This window comes from Halomonas sp. AOP13-D3-9 (assembly GCF_052379125.1).
GTDB lineage: Bacteria > Pseudomonadota > Gammaproteobacteria > Pseudomonadales > Halomonadaceae > Vreelandella.
The window spans coordinates 30,003-43,611 of the sequence record NZ_JBQSYH010000026.1; the positions used below are offsets into that span (position 1 = coordinate 30,003).

The 13,609-nt window shown below is 57.4% G+C and carries 12 protein-coding genes; 8 read left to right on the forward strand and 4 right to left on the reverse strand.

Annotated elements, in window-relative coordinates; all coding sequences use genetic code 11:
* Positions 1-57 precede the first annotated feature (57 nt).
* The 3 genes from zipA to ACT3UM_RS22400 all read left to right on the forward strand — a co-directional run bounded on the left by zipA (position 58) and on the right by ACT3UM_RS22400 (position 4,299).
* The gene (zipA, locus tag ACT3UM_RS22390; protein WP_498902251.1) at positions 58-1,848 is read left to right on the forward strand and encodes a cell division protein ZipA; all 1,791 of its coding nucleotides are present in this window, start codon (positions 58-60) and stop codon (positions 1,846-1,848) included.
* A gap of 142 nt (positions 1,849-1,990) precedes the next feature.
* Positions 1,991-4,024 carry an NAD-dependent DNA ligase LigA gene (gene ligA / locus ACT3UM_RS22395; RefSeq protein ID WP_498902252.1) on the forward strand — a complete coding sequence of 678 codons (2,034 nt, stop codon included), beginning with the start codon at positions 1,991-1,993 and terminating at the stop codon, positions 4,022-4,024.
* A complete protein-coding gene (locus ACT3UM_RS22400) occupies positions 4,024-4,299 on the forward strand; it encodes a YheU family protein (RefSeq protein WP_233975499.1) in 276 nt (91 codons plus the stop codon). Before ligA ends, ACT3UM_RS22400 begins: the two co-directional genes overlap by 1 nt.
* Before the next feature lie 8 nt (positions 4,300-4,307).
* Here ACT3UM_RS22400 and mnmC read toward each other — a convergent pair whose 3' ends face one another.
* Both mnmC and ACT3UM_RS22410 read right to left on the reverse strand, forming a co-directional pair.
* Positions 4,308-6,314, reverse strand: coding sequence for a bifunctional tRNA (5-methylaminomethyl-2-thiouridine)(34)-methyltransferase MnmC2/FAD-dependent 5-carboxymethylaminomethyl-2-thiouridine(34) oxidoreductase MnmC1 (gene mnmC / locus ACT3UM_RS22405; protein WP_498902253.1), 2,007 nt, complete (start codon positions 6,312-6,314; stop codon positions 4,308-4,310).
* Between the two features lie 158 nt (positions 6,315-6,472).
* Positions 6,473-6,772 carry a YciI family protein gene (locus tag ACT3UM_RS22410; RefSeq protein WP_498902254.1) on the reverse strand — a complete coding sequence of 100 codons (300 nt, stop codon included), beginning with the start codon at positions 6,770-6,772 and terminating at the stop codon, positions 6,473-6,475.
* 144 nt (positions 6,773-6,916) lie between these two features.
* On the opposite strand from ACT3UM_RS22410, the gene ACT3UM_RS22415 reads away from it, so the two are divergent.
* The 3 genes from ACT3UM_RS22415 to ACT3UM_RS22425 all read left to right on the forward strand — a co-directional run bounded on the left by ACT3UM_RS22415 (position 6,917) and on the right by ACT3UM_RS22425 (position 9,512).
* The gene (locus ACT3UM_RS22415) at positions 6,917-7,837 is read left to right on the forward strand and encodes a PHP domain-containing protein (RefSeq protein ID WP_498902255.1); all 921 of its coding nucleotides are present in this window, start codon (positions 6,917-6,919) and stop codon (positions 7,835-7,837) included.
* 87 nt (positions 7,838-7,924) lie between these two features.
* Entirely contained in the window at positions 7,925-8,548 is a 624-nt protein-coding gene (locus tag ACT3UM_RS22420; protein WP_498902256.1) for an L-threonylcarbamoyladenylate synthase, read from the forward strand.
* 187 nt (positions 8,549-8,735) lie between these two features.
* A complete protein-coding gene (locus tag ACT3UM_RS22425) occupies positions 8,736-9,512 on the forward strand; it encodes a 5'-nucleotidase, lipoprotein e(P4) family (RefSeq protein WP_498902257.1) in 777 nt (258 codons plus the stop codon).
* Between the two features lie 53 nt (positions 9,513-9,565).
* Here the strand turns inward: ACT3UM_RS22425 and ACT3UM_RS22430 are convergent, their stop codons facing one another.
* Positions 9,566-10,474 (reverse strand): ion transporter, encoded by a 909-nt coding sequence (locus tag ACT3UM_RS22430; protein ID WP_498902258.1) that lies wholly within the window; start codon positions 10,472-10,474, stop codon positions 9,566-9,568.
* Positions 10,475-10,526: 52 nt separating this feature from the next.
* The gene (locus ACT3UM_RS22435) at positions 10,527-11,426 is read right to left on the reverse strand and encodes a CYTH domain-containing protein (protein WP_498902259.1); all 900 of its coding nucleotides are present in this window, start codon (positions 11,424-11,426) and stop codon (positions 10,527-10,529) included.
* Positions 11,427-11,563: 137 nt separating this feature from the next.
* Here ACT3UM_RS22435 and ACT3UM_RS22440 point away from each other — a divergent pair, with 137 nt between their 5' ends.
* Both ACT3UM_RS22440 and ACT3UM_RS22445 read left to right on the forward strand, forming a co-directional pair.
* Complete coding sequence (locus ACT3UM_RS22440) at positions 11,564-12,244, forward strand: TIGR00153 family protein (RefSeq protein ID WP_498902260.1); 681 nt, start codon at positions 11,564-11,566, stop codon at positions 12,242-12,244.
* Between the two features lie 10 nt (positions 12,245-12,254).
* A complete protein-coding gene (locus ACT3UM_RS22445; RefSeq protein WP_498902261.1) occupies positions 12,255-13,523 on the forward strand; it encodes an inorganic phosphate transporter in 1,269 nt (422 codons plus the stop codon).
* Positions 13,524-13,609 lie beyond the last annotated feature (86 nt).

Genomic DNA, 13,609 nt, shown 5'->3' on the forward strand with positions numbered 1-13,609 from the left:
ATGCCTTTTTAGACCCAGTGCCTTAGCAAACGGCAAGACGACCATGGAACGTTCGACATGGAACTAAGAGAGTGGCTAATCATATTAGGGCTGGCGTTGGTATCGCTCATCGTTATTGACGGTGCGCGAAGGCTTCAACGTCAGCGACGTGTACCCCGTCTAGATCAGGCGGAGAGAGACCCTTCTGGCAGTTCACTAGATGATCCCGATGAGGCTGCTAAAGCCGCGGAGATCAATTGGGAACTTCCTAATGGCGGTGCTCGAGTTGTTAAACCGGCAGACTATAGTGGCTTAGGTAATAAACCAAAGTTAGAACGTCAAGAGCATCCTGGACCCTCCAGAGTGCTTTCCGAGTTTAGACGTTCAGCCTCTGCTAAAGCGGCCAAGCGCAAAGCAGATAAGGCAGACAAACTAGATAAAGCGGCATCAAGTGCGCAACCATCGCCCAGTGTTGCGGTTAAAGCAGAACGGCCGGTTACTACGCAGGCGTCAGAACAGGAGCGCCGCGAGCCAAGTATCTCAATGACTGACTCTTCGCCCGCTGAAATGTCTCATGACAAGGCGGCTGCACCTCAGCAGCCTGCATACGCTGCTGCGACGCCCAGTGCAGCGGCGGCTGAAACTGAAGCGGCTAAAACTGATGTTGTTAAAACTGAAGTTGAAGCGACTCAACCCGCCGCTTCTGACGCCATCTCGCTGTCTGCCAGCGAAGCAGATACTGAAATGGCGACACCGCATCGCTCTGAACCAGAACATGCATCAGAGTCTGAGCAAGAGCCGGTACTGCGGGCGGAGCCAGAAGACGCCGTATTTGCCAAGCATGCCAATGAGCACTCGCCTAAGCGGCGTCAGTTGCGTTCTGACACAGCAGGCGAAGAAGATGAGTTAGACGATGATGAAGTTGATGAGTATCGCTTAGTCGACTTTGAAGGCATGGGGCGCTCACTAAAGCGTCGTTTGATTGCGCGGCGTAAAGAGAAGCAGCGCAAAAAAGCCGAAAAAGCAGTGCGTGATAAAGCCTTGGCGCAGCAGAAGGCTGAGCGCAAAGCGCTGGAAGCAGAGCAACGGCGTGAAGCCAAAGAAGCCGCAGACGCAGAGCGTGCGCGCCTTGCTCAAGAGCAGGCGCAAGCTCGTGAAGAAGAAGCCGCGGCCAATGCGGCCGCCGCAGACAGGCTCGCCGCCCAGCAGCGTGTCGCTGACGAAGAGGCTCGTCGCTACGCAAGCGAGTATGCTGCTGACGCAGAGAACTACGCACACAACTCTGACGAACGTTTCGACGCTGATGACAGCCAAGTTATCGGCGAACGTGAGGCCAATGAGAGAGTCCGTGTTCACCCAACGCTAGAAAAAGCCTTACGTCACGACGTAAACGGTGAACATGCCAAAGAGACGCTGACCAACGCAGAAGAAGTCGTGGTGATTAGCGTTCTCTCCAGAGACCCAGAAGGTTTCGACGGCACCAAACTGCTCGACCTGATGATGGTGTGTGGGTTGCGCTACAGTCGTGCGATGGGCGTTTTCCACCGCTTTGAGACCGAGAGCGACGACAGCGAACTGCAGTTCTCGATGGTTAACGTAGTTAAGCCGGGTACTTTCCCCATCGAAGAGATGGGTGAATTTATGACCCCCGGTATCACGCTGCTGATGCCGCTGCCCGGCGCTGTTGATAGCTCAGCCGCCTTTGAGGCGATGGTAGAAACCGCCATGGTCGTGGTACGCCATATGGGCGGTGAGCTGAAAGACGAAAACCGCAGCGTAATGACCGCGCAAACAATCGAATTCGCCCGTCAGCGGGTGCGTGAGTTTGAGCGCCGCCATAGGCTGCATCGTCAGATGCAAGCGCGCTAAACGGCGACCATTAACCGACGACGCTTCACTTGCTGCGTAACACCCGCCTTCTTGCCAGAAGGCGGGTGTTTCTGTTCAATACGCAGCACATTTTGTATTTTCAAATTTTTGCACTTTTGCTGCGAGTCTGGAACCCATTCAAATGAGTCAGTCTGATTCACAACCGCTGGAAGAGATTACCCAACTGCGGGCCGCCCTGGACGAGGCCAACTACCGTTACTACGTGCTCGATGAACCGACGCTCACAGATGCCGACTACGATCGCAAATTTCAGCGCTTGCAGCAGTTGGAGAGCGAACATCCAGAACGGGTCACGCCTGACTCGCCCACCCAGCGCGTTGGCGCTGCCCCCGCGGATGGCTTTCCCTCGGTAGCCCATGCGATCCCCATGCTGTCGCTGGATAATGCCTTTAGCCGTGACGATATCCACGCCTTTGCCGAGCGAGTTGCCGAGCGCCTTGAATGCGCCGCAGACGACGTTGAGTTTACCTGCGAGCCAAAATTGGATGGCGCAGCCGTCTCGCTAGTCTACGAACAGGGCGTACTGGTAAGCGGGGCAACGAGAGGCGATGGCCGTACCGGGGAAGGTATTACCTCTAATCTGCGTACGCTGCGCTCGGTACCGTTAAAGCTGCTGGGCAACAACGTGCCCGCGCTGCTCGAAGTGCGGGGCGAGGTGATTATGCGCCATGCGGGTTTTGAAGCCCTGAACGAGCGTGCCCGGCAAGAGGACAGTAAGGTATTTGCCAACCCCCGCAACGCGGCGGCAGGCAGCCTGCGCCAGTTGGATCCGCGCATTACGGCAAAACGACCGCTCGAGTTTCATGCCTACCAGGCTGCGCGCTTGGAGCCGGATCTAGGGGATACGACTCACAGTGAATTAATGGCGCGGTTATCCACGTTAGGTTTTCGTGCCAGTGCAGAGCTAAAAGTCGTCAAAGGCCCCCAGGCCGTTGCCGACTACTGCGAGCAGTTGGGCGAGAAGCGCGACGGTCTCGGGTTCGATATCGATGGCGTAGTGATCAAGGTGAACGATCTGCGCCACCAGCGCGAGCTTGGCTTTGTGGCCCGTGCGCCGCGCTGGGCGGTGGCATTTAAGTATCCGGCGCAGGAAGAGGTCACCACCCTTAACGATGTGGAATTCCAGGTCGGTCGTACCGGGGCGATTACTCCCGTGGCGCGACTTGAACCAGTCACCGTGGCCGGTGTGACGGTTTCTAACGCCACGCTGCACAACGCTGATGAGATTAAGCGCTTAGACGTAATGATTGGTGATACGGTCTCGATTCGCCGGGCCGGTGATGTGATTCCCCAAGTGGTGAGTGTCCATACCGAGCTGCGCCCAGCGGATGCAAGGGCGATTGTTTTTCCCGAACACTGCCCAGTGTGCGGTTCGGATATCGAGCGCCTTGAAGGCGAAGCGGTGGCGCGCTGTTCTGGCGGTCTTTATTGCGCGGCGCAGCGCAAAGAGGCGCTAAAGCACTTCGCCAGCCGTAAAGCGCTGGATATTGACGGCCTGGGCGAAAAGTTGATCGTGCAGTTGGTCGATTTAGACTGGGTGGAAACCCCCGCGGCGCTGTTCCACTTAACCGTCGAGCAGTTGCAAAGCCTGCCGCGTATGGGCGAGAAGTCCGCCACTAACTTGGTCAACGCGCTTGAAACCGCTAAGTCGACCACCTTGGCGCGGTTTATTTATGCGTTAGGAATTCGTGAAGTAGGCGAGGCCACAGCGGCCAACCTGGCCAATCACTTTGGTACCCTAGACGCCATTCAAGCCGCTGAGTTGGAAGCGCTGGAAGCGGTTAACGATGTCGGCCCGATTGTTGCCGCCCATGTGCATACCTTCTTTCGTCAGCCCCACAATCAGCAAACCATTGCCGCGCTGATTGACGCAGGCATTACCTGGCAAGAAGCGGAGGTCACCCAAGGTCCAACGCCACTGGAAGGCCAGACCTGGGTGCTCACCGGCTCGCTGGAGAGCATGACCCGCGATGAAGGTAAGGCGCGGCTTCAGGCGTTGGGTGCTAAGGTGGCAGGCAGCGTATCGAAAAAGACCACCTGTTTGGTTGCTGGCGAAGCGGCGGGCAGTAAACTGACCAAAGCCGAACAGATGGGCGTGGAAGTCGTCGACGAAGCTACCTTTATTGAACGTTTGGCAGAGTGGGAGCAGCGCTAATGAGCCGTTTTATTGAAGTACCCGCCAGAATGCTGCCACCGGATACCCTCAATGCCCTGCTAGAGGCGTTTGTGACCCGTCAGGGCTACGACACCACCGATACCACGGGCGAGGGCATGCACGGCTGGGTAGTCGAGCTTAAAAAGCAGCTAGAGCGCAATGAGCTGATTATTGCCCATGACCTTGAGCTAGAGATGACCGAAGTGATGACCCTGGCCCAGTGGCGGTCGTTTGGCCGCGATGTCGCCGACGACGAGGAAGAGGGCGATATCTAAATCTTCTTCTAGATGTTCTCGCCCCGAATGATCGCGCTGATAATTCGTCGCCCTGGGTGTAGGTGATCGACCAGCGGTGCTTCCAGCGGCATTGGCTCATCGCATATTCGTGAGGCGATCACCTCGGCGCAAAGTGGCGCGCTGGCTAATCCCCGCGAGCCATGGGCGGTGGATATCCACAGGCCCGGGTAGTGCTCACCTGGCGTATCCGCCACCCGGGTGGCATCTTTGCTGAGTAATGCATAGTCAGCGCGCCATGCTGCTGCCACCGGCACCGGCCCCGCGTAAGGGGTTTTGTCGGGGCTTGCTGCCCGAACCGCCGCGCGGCCTTGAAGCTGTTCCGGCGTTAGCTCAATACCTGCCTGTGCCAACTCCTCCACCAACGCGGGCAGCGTTTGGCGTAGCTCATCGATATTGCGCTGATGGTCGTCAACCGTCACATCAGTCGTCGCGTTATTGGGCACAAAGCTGGCGCCGAAGGTCAGCACGCCATCTAGAGCTGGCGCCACATAGCCGCCAGCACATACTACGCGTTTAGGGCCCGCCACCGCATCGGGTAGCGTTAGCTCGCTAATCTGACCACGCACCGACTGCAGCGGCAGCTCAGCCGTTTGCGCAAAACGGCTAGCCAAATGCGCGCTGGCAATCACCACCTGATCTGCCTCCAACGTGCTGCCATCGGCCAAGTTGACCTTCCAGCCGTTCTCTCGCTGGGTAAGGGAGCTAACCTCACCTTGCTGCATGCTAATTGGTTGGCTAAGCAAGTGCTCACACAGCGCCTTGGGCCTTACCCAGCCCGCCTGTGGATAATAAAGCCCGTGGGAAGCGTTAATGGTGATTGCCGCCGTTTCGGTTAACGTCGGGTTCTCCATGCTAGTGACGACTTCAGATGGCAGCGGGTGTTGCTCGATAAAGCGCTGCTGGCGGCGGGCTTCTTTATCGCTGCTTGCCAACTGCACCACGCCGCAAGGCTGCCACAAGGGTTGTTTAGCGTGTTGCTGCGTTAGCCAGCGCTGGCTATATAGCAGCCCAGCGAGATAAACCCGGCTTTGGTGGTTGGTCTCGGCGGCGAGCTTTACATACAGCGCGCCCTGGCGGTTACCCGAACCGCCCGCGCCGGGGGCTTCGCGCTCCACCACCGTTACCTTAATGCCCCGCCGTGCCAGCGCTGCTGCTACGCTGCTTCCCGCCAACCCTGCGCCGATTATCACAGCGTGCTTGGCCGGTGCCGCAGGCGGTGGGGTAAACCAGGGCGTGGCCTGGCGGCGGTTATCCGCAGGCGGGGTTTCGATGCTGCCTGCCAACATTTCCCGCTTGCGGCCATAGCCCGGCACTTTCTTCCAACTAAAGCCCGCCGCTTTCAAGCCCCGCTTGACGATGCCTGCACAGGTAAAGGTGGCGAAAGTAGCACCGGGGCGCGAACGGGCGGCCATGGCGTTAAACAGTTCAGGCTGCCACATATCGGGGTTTTTAGACGGCGCAAAGCCGTCTAAAAACCAGGCGTCGACCTGGCCATCCAGCTGCTCCAGGCGCTCAGTGGTATCGCCAAAATGCAGGTCCAGGGTGACGCGCTCCGTTAAGTGCAGACGATGAATACCGCTAACGGCAGCGGGCCACTGGGCACAAAGTGCCTGTGCATAAGTGGCAAGGGAGGGCCAGCTCGCTAATGCTTGTTCAAGGGCGCTAAGCTCGAGGGGAAACTTCTCTGTGGATAACAGATGCAGTCGTGCAGAAGAAGGGGCGTGTTGTTCAAAACAGGCCCAGGCGCAGAGCATATTAAGCCCGGTGCCAAAGCCGGTTTCGCCAATCACAAAAGGCCGCGCGGCTTCCCAGGCGGCAAAGCGTTCGGGAAGGTGGTTGGCCCCCAGGAACACATGCTCGGTCTCAGCGCGCCCATCGCCACGGGTGAAATAGATGTCATCAAAGGCGGTTGCGTGGGGAGCGCCCTCGTTCCAGGTAAGCGCGGGCGTCGTTAATGCCGCCAGCGGAGGCAAGGCGTTTGAACGTTGGGTCACACGGTTATCCGTATTGAGGTAGAGATGGTTAAAAAATGATCAATTTGTCAGCGCTGGCGTAATCTCTGGCTTAGCGAAAAGCGTCCGCCGGGTTTGCACAGAGTTTTCCACAGGCTCTGTGAAAAAGCCGACGAACCCTCCACACTCGCCTATTGGCGTCAAGGCATAACTTTCTTGAACGGCTTAACAATTACCTTGGCATAGACCCCTGCAATAATGTATGGGTCGGCATCAGCCCAGGCCTTGGCGTCTTCCAGGCTGTCGAACTCTGCCACTACCAAGCTGCCGGAAAAGCCTGCATCGCCGGGGTTTTCAGCATCGATGGCAGGGTGAGGGCCTGCCAGTACCATGCGGCCTTCATCGCGCAACGCGTCCAGGCGCGCTAAATGGTCGGGCCGAGCCGCTAAGCGACGCTCTAAGCTATTGGGCACATCTTCACTCATAATGGCATATAGCATTTGGGGATAACTCCTTGATTAAACGAGGATGCAAAGTGACCGTTAATTGACCGCACTGGCATAAGCGCGCACCATATCTTACCCATTGCGAAGACTTTATTCACAGCTGAAAAGCGCATTCTGACAAACTGGCCACACGGCGTCATGCTTATGCCTCGACTTCCTTATACCTTTGATGCCGATCAGCGCTACCCGGTTGATTTGCACATGCACTCGACCGCGTCTGATGGCGCGTTAACGCCCACGGAGCTGGTAACCCTGTGTGCCGAACGTGGTTTAACGCACATGTCGCTCACTGACCACGATACCATGGACGGCATTGAAGAAGCGGGTCGCGCGGCGGAGCAAGCAGGGCTGTGTCTTATCCCCGGCTGTGAGTTATCCACACGCTGGCAGGGTGTCAATATCCACGTGGTGGCGCTAATGCCTGGCGGCCTGCAGGGGGCAATGGTAGAAGGTCTGATTCAGCAGCGTGAAGCGCGCATTCAGCGCGCTGAAGTCATCGCTGAAAGGTTGGAAAAAGTCGGTTTATCCAACGCGCTGGAAAAAGCCCGCCTGCACGCAGGCAGCGACCGCCCCTTGGGCCGCCCGGACTTTGCCCGCGCGCTGGTGGCGGAAGGCGTGGTGCCCGATTGGGCCAGCGCCTTTAAGCGCTATTTGGGCAGCGGCAAAAAGGGCGATGTTAAAGCCCACTGGCCGGAAATCAGCGAAGCGGTGGGCTGGATTGTCGGTTCCGGAGGCGTCGCGGTCATTGCCCATCCACTGCGCCACGGCCTAACCCGGCGCAAGCGGGGCCTGTTGATGGATACTTTCCAGGCCGCGGGCGGCCAGGCGGTTGAACTGGTCAGCGGTCAGCAGAACCCGGATAGCACCCGCGACCTGGCGCGTCAGCTAGTGGAGCGCGACCTTTACGCCTCCATGGGCAGCGACTTTCACTTCCCAGGTAGCCACGCGGCTCCCGGCAGTATGAGTTTAGTGCCGCGTACCGCAGCGCCGCCTATATGGCAGCACCCGCGGCTAGTGCACTTGCGTGATGCGTCACCCGGCCTGCTGGCGGTCGGTTAAATCACTGCCCGGTCATTTCACAGCACGGCCAGTTCAAAAATAAGTCAGCTATGCTGTATGTTCAGGGCCTACGGACAGGAGATACCCATGAGTCAATATTTTCAGATTCACCCGGAAAACCCGCAGAAACGTTTGATTGATCAGGCCATTGCGATCATTCGTAAAGGTGGTGTTGTGGCCTACCCCACTGATTCGGGCTATGCCCTTGGCTGCCATCTGGGTGAGAAGAAAGCCATCGAGAAGATCAAATGGCTGCGTTCGCTGGATGATAAACACAACTTTACCCTGGTGTGTTCCGACCTCTCGGAGATCGGCACTTACGCCAAAGTGGATAACGATGTATTCCGGCTGTTGAAAGCCCACACGCCTGGGCCTTACACCTATATTCTGGATGCCACATCCGAGGTGCCGCGCCTATTACTGCACCCCAAGCGCCGCTCCATTGGTGTGCGTGTGCCAGATCACCGCATTACCCACGCGCTGCTGGCCGCACTGGGCGAGCCATTAATGAGCGTCACGCTGATCCCGGTAGGCGATGACCTGCCCATGAACGACCCGGAAGAGATTCGCGAGCGTTTTGGCGCCCACCTGGATGCCATTATCGACGGCGGCGCCTGCCACTTAGACCCCACCAGCGTCATCGACCTGCGCGAACTACCGCCGACAATCATCCGTGAAGGGCGCGGCGATATTTCTCCTTTCGTTGTCTAAGACACTTTTCAGAGCAAATCCCTGCTTTTAGCTTTAATGAGCAGGGAGTTTGCCTGTTTTTCATTATTTGAATGTTCAATGAAAATAAAATATGATCCTCACGGTTCTTTTCGATAATAAATCGTGATCCTTTAAGGCGAGGAATCGCCTCGTCTTTTTGAGATCGCCTAGCCCAGGAGATCATTCAATGACGATGCCATTCCCTTCTCGCCTCTGCACCCTTGCAGCCCTAGCCAGTCTTACCGCTTTACCACTGACCAGCCAAGCGGCTAGCGATGACGCAGAACTGTGTGCCCAGGAAGCCTATAAAATGGGCCTGCGTTATCAACAGCAGTCTGCTGAAGCCGCAGCTCTTCAGCGTCAGGGGTTTGCCCTCGCCACCTACCGGCTTGAGGATCAGATTGAAGCGCATGGCGGCAGCGACGACTTGGCGATCATTACCGACCTGGATGAAACGGTACTGGACAACAGCGCGCTGTTGGTTCGCGACATGCAGGCATGCCATGACTACACCACCTGGGATACATGGAAGCATTGGGAGCGTGAAGGCGAGCCGCGTCTGATGCCGGGCGCCAAAGCGTTTCTGGATTTTGCGGACGAGCAGGGCGTGGCCATTTTTTACGTCTCTGACCGCTACCAGGAGAACGAGGCTGATACCATCGCCACCCTAGAAGCGCTAGAGCTGCCCCAAGTCTCGGAACAGAGCGTGATGTTGCTGGGGCCTGCTAAGGCGGAGCGCCGCGCAGAGGTGGTAGATAACCACACCCTGGTAATGCAGCTAGGCGACTCGCTACACGATTTCGCGGGTGACTTCGCCGGTGCCGACCTGGATCAGCAGCACGAGCTAGTTGAGGATAATGCCGAGCGGTTTGGCAATGACTGGATTGTGTTCCCCAACGCGACCTACGGCGCCTGGAGCGATGCCGAGTTAGACGCCTGGGAAGCTCCCCACGAAGTGGAGTGATCGGTTAAATAACCACTCCATCCCGCACTGAATAAACGCTGCGCGCCCTAGGTTTAGCTGTCCTGGGGCGCGTTTTTGTCTTCCTGGTCGTCTTTTTTGTCGGCGTCTTTCTTGCGCGGGTCTTCGCTGTCTTCGTCTAGCCAAGTGCCGCAGCGCAGGCAGTAGTGGGCACGCTTCTCATGACGGTCATGCCCGCAGCCGGGGCAGGCTTCCTCTGAGTAGCGATCCTCACGAATCGAGCGGATTACCTGGGCGGAGAATACCCCGGTGGGTACGGCGATAATCGAGTAGCCGAGTAGCATCAGAATCATGGTAATCGCTTTGCCTAGCGATGTTGCGGGCACGATATCGCCGTAGCCGACCGTGGTCATGCTCACAATGGCCCAGTACATCGACATGGGAATACTGGTAAAGCCCGCTTCGGGGGATTCAATGGTGTACATCAGCGCCGCGAACAGCGTCACCACCATAAAAATAGAGAAGAAAAACAGCAGTATTTGACGCAGGCTGCGTTTAAGGGCATCTATTAACAGGCCGGCTTCGCCGACAAACTCCATCAAGCGCAAAATTCGGAAAATCCGCAGCACGCGGAGGATGCGCACAATCACCAACCCATGGGCGCCGGGCACCAGCAGCACGAGCCAAGTGGGTAGAATCGCGATCAGATCGACGATGCCATAAAAGCTTTTTAAATAGAGTAACGGGCGCTCCAGGCAGTAGATGCGCACAATCAGCTCAAGGCTGAACAGCAGCGTAAGTATCCACTCAACGTAAAAAAATAGCCTCCCGTAGCGCTCTGCATAGCTCTCTATGCTGCCCAGCAGGATAACCCCAACGCTGATGAGAATGGCCACGATCAAAGCGATATCAAACGCTTTAGCGCCCGGCGTGTCGGACTCAAAAATAATATGAAACAGCCGCGTGCGCAGGCCTTCCGCGCCAGGGGTTAAGTTTAAATTCATTGCATCATCCTGAAGTGGGCCTCAATGCCGTTCTAAATAGAGCGCTAAACCGCTAGCGTAGCGCGGTTTGGTACGCCAAGCGATGGGCGAGTGCCAACGCCGCTTTACCGTAGGCCGTATTGGGCTGGCCATGCTTATCCAGCCCGCCGAAAAGTGCCTGGGCATAGCCGCGTGCGGTATCATCCAGTTCCGGGTGCTCGGCGAGAGTGTTCAGCGCCTGCTGGGCATCGCTAAGAAAGCTGGCTTGTTGGCTGTCGTGGTAGGCGTCCAGCGCCAGCGTGGCGCGGTGTAGCCACTCTGCCGGAGAGTGGGCTTCGGGGAGCGGCCAGTGTTGGGCGCTAAGGGCATTGCCACGGGATGCCTTGCTGCTGTCCGAAGGCCGCAGCGGCACTCGCTCAGCCAGCGTTAAGGCCAACTCCCACAGCGCTTCCGGCTCGCCGCCTTTTAATTCCAGCTCTGCCTCGCGAATGGGCGTGCGGTGGCCACCGCTAATAATCTCGCCCTCATCCAACACCAGCTCGATATGGCTCTCCTGGCCTTGTACACCCGCTTTTAGCTGCCAGCTACGCCGTGTGAAATCGGTGCTGAGTTGGGGTGCCAGGGCATCCAGCACATGACGAAGCTCGCCTTGAAAAGGGGGGAGTTTGGCGATTGAAGCGAGATCCAGCTGAGGGCCAGCCACCTGCCACTCCCACTCTTCGCGCTCCGAGAGCCCGCCGCCGCCCTGTCCGGCGGTTTTTACCGTTTGCAGCACCTGGCCGTCCACCTGGCGCAGGCGCAGCGCAATGCGTGCCTTGGCCAAATCGCCCTGGGGGGTATCAAAGTAGGTGTTGGTCAGCGCTTGCTTACGTTTGGGGTGAGAAGCGAGATGGGGGTGTTGAGCAAGCGCCGCAGGCCCTTGAGGGGCAAGGGCTAATTTCAGTTCCACTTCCATGGGGGTTGGACTTTTCATGACGCTAGCCACCTCGTTATCGTGACATTTAGATGAATATTTGATTACATTTGTGAACTTTTCATGACGGCGACGGGCGCACTCTTTATACTGGCGCCGCCATTTCCAGGCTCCCCGAAAACAGGCTCAAAGGCATTATGGTTACCTCCAACCCTTTTTCTTCGATGTTTGGCCGCTCGCCATTCCAGCCGTTATTGGCGCATATCGTCAAGGCCAATGAGTGTGCCGATCAGCTGTTGCCATTTTTTGAAGCAACCCTAGCTGATGACTGGGACAAAGCGGAAGAACTGCGCGAAAACGTCACCCGCTTAGAGCACGACGCCGATACGCTGAAAACAGAGCTGCGGTTGAACCTGCCCAACACCATGTTTCTTCCGGTGTCGCGCTCCGATCTGCTTGATTTGATCAGCGTGCAGGACAAGATCGCCAACAAGGTGCGTGACATTACCGGCATTATGCTGGGGCGTAAAATGCGCGTGCCGGATGAGCTGGCTGAGCCGATGCGCAACTACATCCGCACCAGCATTGCCTGTGTGGCGCAAGCACGCCAAGCATTGGAAGAGCTCAAAGACCTACTGGAGTCCGGCTTTGGCAAAAACGTCTCCGATGTGATGCAGAAGATGATCCGTGAACTGCATACCCTTGAACACCAAGCCGATGATCAACAGATCACCATTCGCCGTCAGCTGTTTGCGCTTGAGAGCCAGCTACCGCCAGTGGATGTGATCTTTCTGTACAAGATCATTGAATGGGTTGGCGAACTATCCGACCGCGCCGAGCGCGTAGGTAGCCGTCTGCAGATCCTGACTGCCCGCTAAGGGGACTTTCATGCTGATTATTGCCCAGCACGGTGAAATTTTTATCATCCTGGCCTGTTTGTTTGGCTTTTTCATGGCCTGGGGCGTGGGTGCCAACGACGTCGCCAATGCCATGGGAACCTCGGTGGGGTCGAAAGCGATCACCATCAAGCAGGCCATCCTGATTGCGGTCATTTTTGAATTCCTGGGTGCCTGGCTAGCCGGTGGCGAAGTTACCAATACGATCCGTAAAGGTATTATCGACCCCGAGCTGCTCCAGGACGACCCGCAATTGCTGGTCTACGGCATGCTGGCAGCACTGCTGGCGGCGGGAACATGGCTGCTGGTAGCCTCCATGAAAGGCTGGCCGGTTTCCACGACGCACTCGATTGTCGGCGCGATTGTAGGCTTTGCGGTCGCAGGGCTAGGCCCTGCCACGGTGGACTGGGGCGCGGTAGGCAAGATTGCCGCCAGTTGGGTGGTCTCCCCCTTGTTGGCAGGCACCATCGGTTTCGTGCTGTTTAAATCGGTACACCACCTGATTTTCGAGGACGCCAACCCGTTCACTGCCGCCAAACGCTACGTACCCGGCTATGTGTTTCTGGTAGGTTTCATTGTTTCGATGGTCACGCTGACCAAAGGGTTATCTCATGTGGGGTTGGATCTAACCTTCAATCAGAGCCTGTTGCTGTCGATCCTGCTGGGCCTGGTGATCATGGGCATTGGCCTGATCATGCAGCGGCGTATCAAGTTCGAGCACAATACCAACGACCACTTCGGCTACGCCAACGTTGAGCGTGTGTTCGGCGTGCTGATGATCTTCACCGCCTGCGCCATGGCCTTTGCCCATGGTTCTAACGATGTGGCGAATGCGGTTGGGCCACTGGCGGCAGTCATCAGCGTGGTGCAAACCGGCGGTGAAATTGGCGGCTCTGCGCTGGTGCCCTGGTGGGTGCTGGTACTTGGCGGCAGCGGCATCGTGGTGGGTTTGGTCACCTACGGTCATAAGGTCATCGCTACCGTGGGTACCGGGATTACGGAACTGACCCCCAGCCGTGGCTTTGCCGCTACCCTGGCGGCAGCCACGACGGTGGTGCTGGCCTCGGGCACTGGCCTGCCGATTTCGACGACCCACACGCTGGTAGGGGCCATTTTAGGCGTCGGCCTTGCGCGCGGTATGGCAGCCCTCAACCTACGGGTTATCGGCACAATTGCGGCGTCGTGGCTGATTACGCTGCCCGCCGGGGCCGGTCTCGCGATTCTGTTCTTCTTTATGTTCAAAGGCATGTTCGGCTCATAAATAAACTAACAAAAGCGCAGTACGCCAAAGCTCGAACGCATTAAGAACGACCTAAGCAATAAAATCACAGCGGCATCTTCATATGT

Excerpts from the sequence above, each read along its gene's own strand:
- ACT3UM_RS22410 (WP_498902254.1), bottom strand. The coding sequence starts at position 6,772 with ATGCTATATGCCATTATGAGTGAAGATGTGCCCAATAGCTTAGAGCGT.
- ACT3UM_RS22430 (WP_498902258.1), bottom strand. The coding sequence starts at position 10,474 with ATGAATTTAAACTTAACCCCTGGCGCGGAAGGCCTGCGCACGCGGCTG.
- ACT3UM_RS22415 (WP_498902255.1), top strand. The coding sequence starts at position 6,917 with ATGCTTATGCCTCGACTTCCTTATACCTTTGATGCCGATCAGCGCTAC.
- ACT3UM_RS22440 (WP_498902260.1), top strand. The coding sequence starts at position 11,564 with ATGGTTACCTCCAACCCTTTTTCTTCGATGTTTGGCCGCTCGCCATTC.
- ACT3UM_RS22400 (WP_233975499.1), top strand. The coding sequence starts at position 4,024 with ATGAGCCGTTTTATTGAAGTACCCGCCAGAATGCTGCCACCGGATACC.
- ACT3UM_RS22425 (WP_498902257.1), top strand. The coding sequence starts at position 8,736 with ATGACGATGCCATTCCCTTCTCGCCTCTGCACCCTTGCAGCCCTAGCC.
- ACT3UM_RS22445 (WP_498902261.1), top strand. The coding sequence starts at position 12,255 with ATGCTGATTATTGCCCAGCACGGTGAAATTTTTATCATCCTGGCCTGT.
- ligA (WP_498902252.1), top strand. The coding sequence starts at position 1,991 with ATGAGTCAGTCTGATTCACAACCGCTGGAAGAGATTACCCAACTGCGG.
- ACT3UM_RS22435 (WP_498902259.1), bottom strand. The coding sequence starts at position 11,426 with ATGAAAAGTCCAACCCCCATGGAAGTGGAACTGAAATTAGCCCTTGCC.
- zipA (WP_498902251.1), top strand. The coding sequence starts at position 58 with ATGGAACTAAGAGAGTGGCTAATCATATTAGGGCTGGCGTTGGTATCG.
- ACT3UM_RS22420 (WP_498902256.1), top strand. The coding sequence starts at position 7,925 with ATGAGTCAATATTTTCAGATTCACCCGGAAAACCCGCAGAAACGTTTG.